The sequence below is a fragment of the Arthrobacter sp. H41 genome (assembly GCF_000520535.1).
Taxonomy (GTDB): Bacteria; Actinomycetota; Actinomycetes; order Actinomycetales; family Micrococcaceae; genus Arthrobacter_D.
In genome coordinates, this window is the sequence record NZ_AZRZ01000413.1 from 1 (window position 1) to 9888 (window position 9888).

General features: G+C 62.9%; 12 protein-coding genes. 7 read left to right on the forward strand and 5 right to left on the reverse strand.

The window, feature by feature from the left end; all coding sequences use genetic code 11:
* Positions 1-225 precede the first annotated feature (225 nt).
* Complete coding sequence (locus Y705_RS0100330; protein ID WP_026531429.1) at positions 226-636, reverse strand: DUF302 domain-containing protein; 411 nt, start codon at positions 634-636, stop codon at positions 226-228.
* Positions 637-686: 50 nt separating this feature from the next.
* Positions 687-944 carry a metal-sensitive transcriptional regulator gene (locus Y705_RS0100335; protein WP_026531430.1) on the reverse strand — a complete coding sequence of 86 codons (258 nt, stop codon included), beginning with the start codon at positions 942-944 and terminating at the stop codon, positions 687-689.
* Between the two features lie 129 nt (positions 945-1073).
* On the opposite strand from Y705_RS0100335, the gene Y705_RS0100340 reads away from it, so the two are divergent.
* The 6 genes from Y705_RS0100340 (at position 1074) to Y705_RS0100365 (ending at position 5918) form a co-directional block, all read left to right on the forward strand.
* The gene (locus Y705_RS0100340; protein ID WP_026531431.1) at positions 1074-1700 is read left to right on the forward strand and encodes a rhodanese-like domain-containing protein; all 627 of its coding nucleotides are present in this window, start codon (positions 1074-1076) and stop codon (positions 1698-1700) included.
* The gene (locus Y705_RS0100345) at positions 1697-2464 is read left to right on the forward strand and encodes a sulfite exporter TauE/SafE family protein (RefSeq protein WP_026531432.1); all 768 of its coding nucleotides are present in this window, start codon (positions 1697-1699) and stop codon (positions 2462-2464) included. Before Y705_RS0100340 ends, Y705_RS0100345 begins: the two co-directional genes overlap by 4 nt.
* Positions 2465-2535: 71 nt before the next feature.
* Positions 2536-2832 carry a rhodanese-like domain-containing protein gene (locus Y705_RS0100350; RefSeq protein WP_026531433.1) on the forward strand — a complete coding sequence of 99 codons (297 nt, stop codon included), beginning with the start codon at positions 2536-2538 and terminating at the stop codon, positions 2830-2832.
* A 64-nt stretch (positions 2833-2896) separates the two neighbouring features.
* Positions 2897-4252 (forward strand): MBL fold metallo-hydrolase, encoded by a 1356-nt coding sequence (locus tag Y705_RS0100355; protein WP_026531434.1) that lies wholly within the window; start codon positions 2897-2899, stop codon positions 4250-4252.
* An 83-nt stretch (positions 4253-4335) separates the two neighbouring features.
* A complete protein-coding gene (locus Y705_RS16200; RefSeq protein WP_216698681.1) occupies positions 4336-5424 on the forward strand; it encodes a HoxN/HupN/NixA family nickel/cobalt transporter in 1089 nt (362 codons plus the stop codon).
* Between the two features lie 176 nt (positions 5425-5600).
* Positions 5601-5918, forward strand: coding sequence for an SHOCT domain-containing protein (locus tag Y705_RS0100365; protein ID WP_049822025.1), 318 nt, complete (start codon positions 5601-5603; stop codon positions 5916-5918).
* A 368-nt stretch (positions 5919-6286) separates the two neighbouring features.
* On the opposite strand, the gene Y705_RS0100370 is transcribed toward Y705_RS0100365, so the two are convergent.
* Complete coding sequence (locus Y705_RS0100370; RefSeq protein WP_155849818.1) at positions 6287-6484, reverse strand: hypothetical protein; 198 nt, start codon at positions 6482-6484, stop codon at positions 6287-6289.
* Positions 6485-7019: 535 nt separating this feature from the next.
* On the opposite strand from Y705_RS0100370, the gene Y705_RS0100380 reads away from it, so the two are divergent.
* Positions 7020-8651 carry a bifunctional metallophosphatase/5'-nucleotidase gene (locus Y705_RS0100380; protein WP_026531438.1) on the forward strand — a complete coding sequence of 544 codons (1632 nt, stop codon included), beginning with the start codon at positions 7020-7022 and terminating at the stop codon, positions 8649-8651.
* Here Y705_RS0100380 and Y705_RS0100385 read toward each other — a convergent pair.
* Together Y705_RS0100385 and Y705_RS16205 are read right to left on the reverse strand one after the other, a co-directional pair.
* Entirely contained in the window at positions 8607-8951 is a 345-nt protein-coding gene (locus tag Y705_RS0100385; RefSeq protein WP_155849819.1) for an AEC family transporter, read from the reverse strand. The genes Y705_RS0100380 and Y705_RS0100385 overlap by 45 nt on opposite strands.
* 35 nt (positions 8952-8986) lie before the next feature.
* Positions 8987-9888, reverse strand: a 902-nt coding sequence (locus Y705_RS16205) for an LTA synthase family protein (RefSeq protein ID WP_155849820.1), incomplete at its 5' end; no start/stop codon positions are given.

A 9888-nucleotide genomic window follows, 5' to 3' on the forward strand; every position in this document is an offset into this window, starting at 1 on the left:
TGAGAACCGACTAAAAACAGCATCCCGACTGGAAACCACCGAAAACCCCAACCCGGGAACCGGAACATAAACTTCCGCCACCAAAAAATATTTGAACTCAGTGAGATGCCGTAATACGGCCGTACGTAAAAATTTGCAGCTCTACCCGTCGCGCTCAACCATCGGCTTATCGGACGCTCATCGGTCCTGACGGAGCCCATCGGGTGTTCTGCTGTTCGGTGAGACTCAGATTGCGGTGAGGGCTTTGAGTGCTGCTTTGAGGCGGGTGTCTGCGTCGTCGGCGACTTCGCGCACCGCCTGGGTGTTCGTGAGTTGGACCATGGTTTGCGGGTCGATGGCCTCGATGGTGGTTTCGGTTGCATCTTTCGCCCGGCGGACAACGACGTTGCACGGCAATAGTGCGCCCAGACCCGGTTCTGCGGCGAGAGCCCGGCTCGCCAGTTGCGGGTTGCAGGCCCCGAGGATGAGGTAGTCGCCCAACTCCTGAGCCGCCTCTACCCCGAGTTTCGTTTCGAAGGTGGCGCGAACATCGATTTCGGAGAGGATTCCAAAGCCCTGCGCGGCGAGGGCGGCGCGGGTCTGCTCCACGGCCTCATCGTGTGCCAGGGGTAGGACGACGGTATGGGTGTATGACATGCGAGTACTCCTTCAGTTGGGTTCTGCTGCAGGGCTTTCAAGCTGGCGGATCAGGCCAGGGAGAGGAAGAGTTTCTCGAGCTCTTTCTTGTCCATGGTGGTGTCTTCACGGGCGATGCATTGCTCGAGTCCTGTGGCGATGATGGCGAATCCTGCCCGGTCGAGCGCTTTGGAGACGGCGGCGAGCTGGGTGACGATGTCCTTGCAGTCGCGTCCTTCCTCGAGCATGCGGGTCACGGCGGCCAGCTGCCCCTGGGCGCGCTTGAGCCGGTTGATCACGGGGGTCAGTTCTGTTGAATCGAGTTTCATGCCAAGTCTCCCAATAGATAAACGGTCATCCCAGTATACCCCCAGGGGTGTGTTTGCGTACCCCCAGGGGTATATGGCAGACTCGGTTTTTGTCGTTGGATCTCCCGCGTCTGTCTTGAAAGGACACCCATGACGTCCCCCTTTCCGTCTGCACCTGCCGTCGCTTCCCTTGATCCCGAGGAACTGCGGTCCTGGATGACCCAGCATGAAGACCTGACCGTTCTCGATGTTCGCTCCGCCGCGGAGTTCGAGACGATGCATATCCGTGGTTCCTACAACGTGCCGCTGCCGCTGCTCTCGGAGCACACTGACGAACTCGCCGCACGCCTGAGTAGCCGCGTCGTCCTGGTCTGCCAGTCTGGCGTGCGGGCCGAACAGGCCCGCCAGCGCCTGGCGGGAGCCGGCATCGACACGGCCTATGTCCTCACCGGCGGGGCACCCGGTTTCGTTGCCGCCGGCGGTGACGTCGTCCGCGGGCGGGCCCGCTGGGACCTGGAACGCCAGGTCCGCCTCGTGGCAGGCTCCGCCGTCGTCCTCGGTCTGACCGGTGGCAGGTTCGTGTCCCCCAGGATCCGCCTGCTGGCCGGCGCTATCGGCACCGGCCTGACGTTCTCGGCGGCGACCAATACCTGCGCGATGGGCAAAGCACTCTCGGCCATGCCGTGGAACAAGGTTGCCGAGGAACCCACCCGCGAAGCGGCCATCCTGCAGCTGCCAACCCGGAATGCTTCCGCTGGGAAGTTACAGGCGTCGTGATTGCGGCGCTGATCCTGGGGCTCGTCGTCGGGATCGTGCTGGGCCTGGTCGGGGGCGGAGGATCGATCATTGCCGTCCCTGCCCTGGTCTACGGGGTGGGCCTGAGCACCGCGGAGGCTATCCCCACTTCGTTGCTGGTGGTCGGCGCTTCCTCACTGGCGGCGCTCATCCCCCGGTTGCGGGGAAGCATTCAGTGGCCGGTCGCGTTGATCGTCGGCGCAGCCGGTATCCCCGCCGCGTGGGCCGGTGCGGCCGTGGGGCGGTTCCTGAATCCTGAAGTGCTGATGCTCGCCTTCGCGATCATCATGATAATCGCCGGCATCCGCATGCTGGGGTCCACCCGCGAAACCGGTGGCTCCTGCACTACCGGGAACACGGTGTGGCGTGCCTGTGCCCCCAAAGCGGTCATCGTCGGGCTGATCGTGGGTTTCCTCACCGGACTCCTTGGCGTCGGCGGCGGATTTCTCATCACTCCCGCCCTGACCCTGCTCCTAGGGCTCCGCATGAAACAGGCCGTCGGCACATCCCTTGCCATCATCGTCATCAACTCAGCGGCAGGATTCAGCGCCCACCTCAGCGGATTCACCATCAACTGGCCGATCGTGCTGTCCTTCGCCATCCCCGCCATCCTCGGATCCCTGGTAGCCGGACGATTCGCCGGCAAGCTCAAGGACCAACACGTGCGCACCACATTCGCCCTCCTGGTCTTCGTCGTCGCCGCCTTAGTCCTGATCACCACCATCCCCAGCCTCCTCGCCGCCTGATACCCCTAGCCGCGCAACATCTCATATCCAATGCATGACAACCACGAAAGACCACTGTGAAGGAGAACCCGATGCCTGAAATCACCGTTGCAGAAACCAACACCCGACGCGGCGCCGACCAGATCCTCGACGTCCGCGAAAGCGTCGAGGTGGCCGAGGGAATGATCCCCGGCGCCCTGCACATCCCCATGGACGAACTGCACGCCCGGTTGAACGAACTGGACCCCGCCGTCCCGGTGATCGCGGTGTGCCGCAGCGGCAACCGCAGCGGCACCGCCGCGGAGGCACTGAACCAAGCCGGATTCACCGCGTCCACCATGACCGGCGGCATGATCGCCTGGCAGCGCGCCGGCCTGCCCACCACCTGAACCCGCCCGGGACTTCGATTTCCGACCACTGCACCTGATCGATCATCACACCAAGGAGAGAACCATGGACGTCATCATCATCGAGACCCCCCAGCTCGGGGACCGCAGCTACCTGATTCACGACGGTGAGGTGGCACTGGTCATCGATCCGCAACGGGACACCGACCGGGTGGAGAAGACCGCGGCTGAGGCGGGGGTGCGGATCACGCACATCGCCGAAACCCACATCCACAACGACTATGTCACCGGCGGCCTGGCCTTCGCCCACCAGCTCGGCGCCGTGTATTTGGTGAACACCGCCGATCCAGTGACCTATGAGCGCACCCCGATCAGCGACGGTGAAACCATCCAAATCGGAGGTTTCCTCCTCAAGGCCGTGGCGACCCCCGGCCATACCCACACCCACCTGTCCTACATCACCACCTCCGAGAACGGCGAGCAGGCTGTGTTCTCCGGCGGCAGTCTCCTCTACGGGTCCGTGGGCCGCACCGACCTGGTCAGCGCCGATGACACCATCCAGCTCACCCACGACCAGTACGCCTCCGTCCGCCGCCTCGTCGAGGAAGCCGCCCATGACGCTGCCCTCTATCCCACGCACGGCTTCGGATCATTCTGTTCCTCAGGCCCGGCCACCGGCGCCGGAGAATCCACGCTCGGTGAGCAGCTGTCCACGAATCATGCACTGACCGATCCGGACGTTGAGCACTTCGTGCGCGAACTGATCGCGAACCTCACCGCATACCCCTCGTACTACGCCCACATGGGACCCGCCAACACGCAGGGCCCCGGGCCCGCTGATCTGTCCGTCCCGAACTCGTTGGAACCCGACGAACTTTCCCGCCGCCTTGAGGACGGCGAGTGGGTGGTGGATCTGCGCAACCGGGTGGCCTACGCCAGCAACCACCTGCAGGGATCGGTGAGCTTCGAATACGGCGACGGATCCAGCTTCACCACCTTCCTGGGCTGGGTACTGCCCTGGGACAAGAAACTCACCCTCGTCGGAGAACACGACGACGTCGAAAACGCCATCCGCGACCTCTCCCGCATCGGCATCGATTCCCCCGACGCAGCCCTGGGCACAGACCCACACAAACTCGCCCCCGAAACCGCCGCGGTCTCCTACCCGCGTCTCGGATGGGAGGAAATGCTCAGTGAGCGTCCCGACAACGAGATCATCCTGGATGTCCGGCGCACCGATGAATACGCCTCCTCCCGCATCCCCGGAGCCGTGAACATCCCGCTGCACGAACTGCTCACCCGCATGGACGAGGTCCCTGCAGGAAAGCTCTGGATCCACTGCGGCTCCGGCTACCGCTCCGGGGTCGGCGCCAGCCTGCTGCAACGCGCCGGTAAGGACGTCGTCCACATCGATGCGATGTTCGGTCACGCCGAAAAAGCAGGCGTTCCGCTGGAATCCTGACCCGCTCAAAAATCCCTCTCCACCAGATGTGGGGTGGACAGGACGCACCCCTGTCCGCCCCAGCCCTATCAAAGACAGCGACCGTGAAAGGAACCAGCGTGGGAACCACCGGACCGGACCAACTGCGTTCTACCGAACACCGGAGCCTGCTCACCGTCGGGGCCGCGGTGGCCGGGTTGCATCTTGGAGGCTGGGGTGCGCTGCTGGTGCTGGTCCTGCCCGCACAGGACCAGCACGGCGGCAACACCGCGGCACTTCTCGCCCTCGCGATCAGCGCCTACGCACTGGGCATCCGGCACGCCTTCGATGCCGACCACATCACCGCGATCGACAACGCCACCCGAAAACTGCTCACCGCGGGCCGGCCGACAACCTCCACAGGGTTCTGGTTCGCGCTGGGTCACTCCAGCGTCGTGATGATCTCCGTGCTGCTGCTCGCAATGGGGCTGGAAACGTTCACTGGCGGTCTGTCGGATGAAAACTCCGACCTCCGCTCCGCCGCAGGAACCTGGGGCGCCACCATCTCGGGCCTGTTCCTCCTCGCTGTCGGAGCCCTGAACCTGCCAGCGCTGCTGAACCTCCACCGGATCCGCCGCACCCTGCACACCGGCCCCCTCAATGAAGCCGATCTCCAGCACCACCTCGATCACCGCGGTGTCCTCCACCGGTTACTGCGGCCGCTGTCCCGACTCGTCGACCGGCCCACGAAAATGTACCCGATCGGGTTCCTCTTCGGGCTCGGACTGGACACCGCAGCATCCATCAGCCTCTTCGTCCTCACCGGGACCCTCGCCCCAGGCCTGCCCTGGTACACGGTGATGGTCCTACCCATCCTCTTCACCGCAGGAATGACACTCTTCGACAGTGCCGACGGGATCCTGATGAGCCGCCTCTACCACTGGGCATCCGCCGATTCACGCAGGAAAGTGACCTACAACCTCGTCGTCACCGCAGTGTCCATCGGTGTTGCCTTCCTCATCGGAGGAACAGGGCTACTCACCGTCCTGGCCGACCTCTCAACGAGCCCCACCGGCATCCTCCGCGCCATCACCACCATCAACCTCAACTTCCTCGGCCTGGCCCTCATTATGTTCTTCACCCTCACCTGCCTCGCGGCACGAATATGGAGAAAGAACAAACCAAACCCGACAGTGCTGGTTCTTCACGCCTGACCGGTCAGCTGCAACCCTTTCAGGAGTAACCAGAAGCTGAACAACGATGACCAGCACAGAGGGGACCGTGCAATACCTACTGGGTACCCGCGGAAATACCACCCAGCCCCAGTCCACGATGGGCACCTCCACGGAACGGAGGAACCGGGCAAAATCTAAGGTGAAGGAGCAACCGAATGTTTACCAACGATCTACATGACGGAACCACCGGATTCGGCGGAATGATGGGCGACGGAATGATGGGATTCGGCGGCGGAATGATGGTTTTCGGGATGCTGATGATGCTGGCGGTACTGGCTCTCATCATCCTGGGAATCTGGGCGCTAGTCGTCTGGCTGCGTCATACCCGTTCCCGACCCGAAACACACACCCACACCGACGCAGGAACTGAAGGGAACCAGAACCGTGCCCGGGAGATACTCCGCGAACGATACGCCCGCGGTGACCTGACCACCGACGAATATCAGGAACGCCTCGGAACTCTCAGCGATTAACCACATCCAACCCCAAACCACTCGACACACTCCTCGTACAGACCAGTACAGACCATCCGTGCAGCCAACGTTTGAAGATGACAAATTCTTGTTGACGGTCGATCCCGAAAAATGTGGAGCGGTGGAGGATGCTTGAATGCAGCCCTGAGCGGCCATTCTCGGTTGTGTCAGCAGTCGCAACCGTGACGGGGTCGTATCACCAACGTTGTTCGGTTTACACAGTTTGCAGACACGCCTCATGAGACACGGAGCGCCGAGTCGGACGGGCAGCAACAGCTGTGTCTTACAAATGGTCGTTCGCTGACGAGGTGCGGATCGCGTCGATCGGGCTGCTGCGCCGTGTCTGGCCGCGTTTGGCTCCGGTCGGGCTATGAGGTGGTGCCAACGAGTTTGGCGCTGCGGTCCCAGATCTGCTTTTCGAGATTCAGGTTTTTCGTCTGGGCATGCTCCTGCTTCGGCTTGGGTTGCTTGGTCAGGTGGTAATAACTGCCCGAGGTCCAGTCGATGCCGAGCCGGTCGCTGATGAAACGCAGCAGGACGCCGGCGCCCTTTTGAGGCTTCTGCATGAACACGGTCTTGATGAGCGGGTTCTTGTACGCGCCCGCTTAGGAGGAGACACCACCGAACTTCGAGGCCAAATTACCGGGGTAGAACGCGACGGCGTTGAGGCCCTGGAGTGGTACTTGGCGTGGAGGGTCTTGGTGAAGAGGATCTGATCGACCTTGGCGCTGCCGTAGGCGCGGTCATCCTTGAAATTCTCTTCGGTTCCGAGGTCGTTGATGTGGACGTTACCCGGGCGCAGCAGGCAGGCCAGGATCTCTCCGGAGCCATGGCATTAATGTCGAGAATCACGGGATCAGCGGCTGTAGCCCGGGCTGCTGGGTTGTGTCCACCGGTGGCTTCCCACACTCGTGAGCGAAGCGTCCGGGCCAGCGTTTCAGTGCCGTGGATAAAGGCCGAGGGGCAGGATTGACAGCGCCGTCAGAAGGAGTGTTACCAGCAATCAATGCGTTCTTGGCGTCGGCCGGTGGTTTACCTTCGCTTCCGTTGCCGGTGATATTATGCCGTCGTCGTCTACCACAACGCTCAAGGAGATGCGACATGAAAAAGCCAGCTACGTGGCGTTCAGCCGCCCGCGGGACCACAGCCGCTACTGTTGCAGCGCTGATGTTCACCGCCCCTGGCGCAGCCTCAGCCCACGACCCGCAGGAGGACTTGCCGTCCCCGGCCCCGACAGCGTCTCAGTCCCCGGAGCCGGCCAAGTCGGAGTCAAAGTCGCAGCGCACCGTCGATGTGCAGATCCTCGGCCTGAATGAGACCCACGGCCAGCTCACCCCGCTGAAGCGTGACGGTCGTCCTGCCGGGGGAGCTGCGACCCTCGCGGCCTACCTTGCGCAGGAGGAGGCCGAGAACCCGCGGACCCTGATCCTGGATTCCGGCGACTTCATGCAGGGCCCCGTCATCTCCTCCTACTTCGAGGGTGCCTCAACGGTTGATGTCTACAACGAGATCGGCGTGGACGCTGCAGCGGTGGGAAACCACGAATTCGACTGGGGCCAGGACGCTTTCGCGGAGCGGGTTGATCAGGCGGACTTCCCCTTCCTGGCCGCGAACATCATCGACGACGGGACTGGTAAGGCGCCCGACGGCGTCGAGCCGTACATTATTGAAAACCTGAAGGGCGTGAAGGTCGGGATCATCGGCATCGCGAATCCTGACACCAAGAACGTCACCCTGCCGGCGGCTACCGAGGGGCTCACTTTCCTCGATGTGGCTGCAACTGCCGACGCCGTCAACGCTGCGGTGGAGGAACTGCGGGATCGTAAGGTCGAAACCATCATCGTCAGCGCCCACCAGGGCCTGGAGTCTCCCACCGAAGGGCCGCTGGTAGACATCGTCAACCAGCTCTCCAATGAGGTCGACCTCGTACTGTCGGGCCACATCCCTCTTGAGTTCAACACCACCATTAACGGCATCCCGGTCGTGCAGCCCTTCGGCAATACCCGAGGCTATGCGGACGTCACGTTGACCGTTGACCGCGCCAGCAAGGATGTCGTCAACGTCGCCACCGAACTGGATGCCACCTTCGTCGATGAGATTGAGGCCGATTCAGATGTACAGGCCATTGTCGACGGCTACCAGGCACAATTGGGTGCGGAGCTTGGCCAGACCGTGGGCGCAGCGACGACGTCGATCCAGCGTGGCGCGAGCCGTGCTGGGGAATCCGAGATGGGCAACTTCGTCACCGACGCCATGCGTAACCACCTTGATGGTGTGGATTTCGCGGTCACCAATGCGGGCGGACTGCGCTCGGACATTGACGAAGGGCCCATCACCCTCGCCGAGGTCTACGGAGTCCTGCCCTTCAACAACACACTGGTGACCATGAGTCTCACCGGTGCACAGGTGCGCCAGGTCCTGGAGGAAGGCGCCAACAGCCAGTACGGCACCGCCCAGGTATCCGGTCTGAAGTGGGCGTACAACCCCGCAGCCCCGTTCGGAGCCCGCGTCACATCCGTGACGCTGCCGGACGGAACGCCACTTGACCCTGCCACGTCCTATCGGGTAGCCACAAACAACTTCATGGCCACCGGTGGCGACGAGTTCACGACACTGAGCCAGGGAGCGAACACTGTGGACACGGGCATCAACCTCGTCGACACCGTGGTGCGCTACCTCGAGACCAACTCACCCGTGGACCCACAGGTTGAAGGACGCCTGACCGTCGGGTAACACGATCCTTGGACAGGGATGCCGGATAATCCCGGCACCCCTGTCGCTACAAACCCGGAACTCCACCAACGTCACGATCGCGATCATTAGCAGGATCGACAGCGCCGTCGTCACAAGGGCCGACTGCCGCGCGATACCCCACCCGCGATCGTAGCGAATCGCCGGGATCAGCACGTTCTGTGCTGTCGGCAGCACTCCAAAGAGCGTGACCGCGAGCAAGGGAACGTCTTCCATGCCGAAGACGAAACGACCGAAGAAGAACGCAACCGCAGGGCGTACTCCGAGTTTGAGGAATGTCACCAGACCCAGGTCGGCGGCGGACGGAACGGACAGCGCTACTGGGAGGCGTCCTCGCCGGCCCAGGCCTCCGCGTAGAACCGCGGGGAAAGCGAGTCCAACAGCTCGGTATAGGCGCCCGGCTCCATTGCCTGCGCTGAATTTTCCGGGATCTTCGAGGCGAAGGCGGATACGCCCAGCCCGGCCTCATGATCCTTCAGGGTCAGGCCGGCGGCTTCAAGGATCGTGGGGTACATGTTCAGCTGGTCCACGCGGGGGCGCAGCTTGCTCTTGTCCTCGCCCGGAATCCAGATGCGGTTGAAGATGGTGCGGTTGGGGTTGTCGTCCAGCTGCTCGTGGAAAGCGTCGCCGGCGCTCATGTGCTTGAGGTGGTCACCCATGATCACCACGGCGGTGTCGTCGAGGTAGCCCTTCTCCTTCATATAGTCCACGAATCCGGCCACCTGGGTCATGGAGCAGGAGAACACGGAGGTGACCACGTCCTGCGTATCCACATTGCAGTAGTCGTAGACGTGCACCGGCTCGTGCGTGTCCAGCGTCAGCACGGAGAGGTTGAAGGGCTGACCAGTCTTCTCAGCCTCGGCATGCAGTGCGTCGATCTCGTCCCTGGCATGCGCCATGAGGCGTTCGTCGCTCAGGCCCCAGTCGCTGCGGAAGTTCTTCTCCGGTTCGTCGGCGGCGCGCCAGTCGGAAAGACCCTTCTGCTCGGAGTAGCCGTGGCTGCTCAGGAAGGTGTCCTTCGCTGCGAAGGAGGCGTTGGCACCGCCCAGGAAGACGTTGGTGTAGCCGTGCTCGTCCAGGACATCACCCAGGCAGGTGATCCCTCCCAGGTAGGTGTCGACGGCGTCGCCGGGCTCGTCCTCGGCGCTGCTGCCCGCGGCGGAGCCGATGCCCTTCAGCGGGACGCCGCACTGCGTCGAGGTGAGACCGGCCATGGTCC

What these genes read in the sequence shown, in the direction of transcription:
- Y705_RS0100340 (WP_026531431.1), top strand. Translation starts at nt 1,074, where the DNA reads ATGACGTCCCCCTTTCCGTCTGCACCTGCCGTCGCTTCCCTTGATCCC.
- Y705_RS0100355 (WP_026531434.1), top strand. Translation starts at nt 2,897, where the DNA reads ATGGACGTCATCATCATCGAGACCCCCCAGCTCGGGGACCGCAGCTAC.
- Y705_RS0100335 (WP_026531430.1), bottom strand. Translation starts at nt 944, where the DNA reads ATGAAACTCGATTCAACAGAACTGACCCCCGTGATCAACCGGCTCAAG.
- Y705_RS0100365 (WP_049822025.1), top strand. Translation starts at nt 5,601, where the DNA reads ATGTTTACCAACGATCTACATGACGGAACCACCGGATTCGGCGGAATG.
- Y705_RS0100370 (WP_155849818.1), bottom strand. Translation starts at nt 6,484, where the DNA reads ATGCAGAAGCCTCAAAAGGGCGCCGGCGTCCTGCTGCGTTTCATCAGC.
- Y705_RS0100350 (WP_026531433.1), top strand. Translation starts at nt 2,536, where the DNA reads ATGCCTGAAATCACCGTTGCAGAAACCAACACCCGACGCGGCGCCGAC.
- Y705_RS0100330 (WP_026531429.1), bottom strand. Translation starts at nt 636, where the DNA reads ATGTCATACACCCATACCGTCGTCCTACCCCTGGCACACGATGAGGCC.
- Y705_RS0100380 (WP_026531438.1), top strand. Translation starts at nt 7,020, where the DNA reads ATGAAAAAGCCAGCTACGTGGCGTTCAGCCGCCCGCGGGACCACAGCC.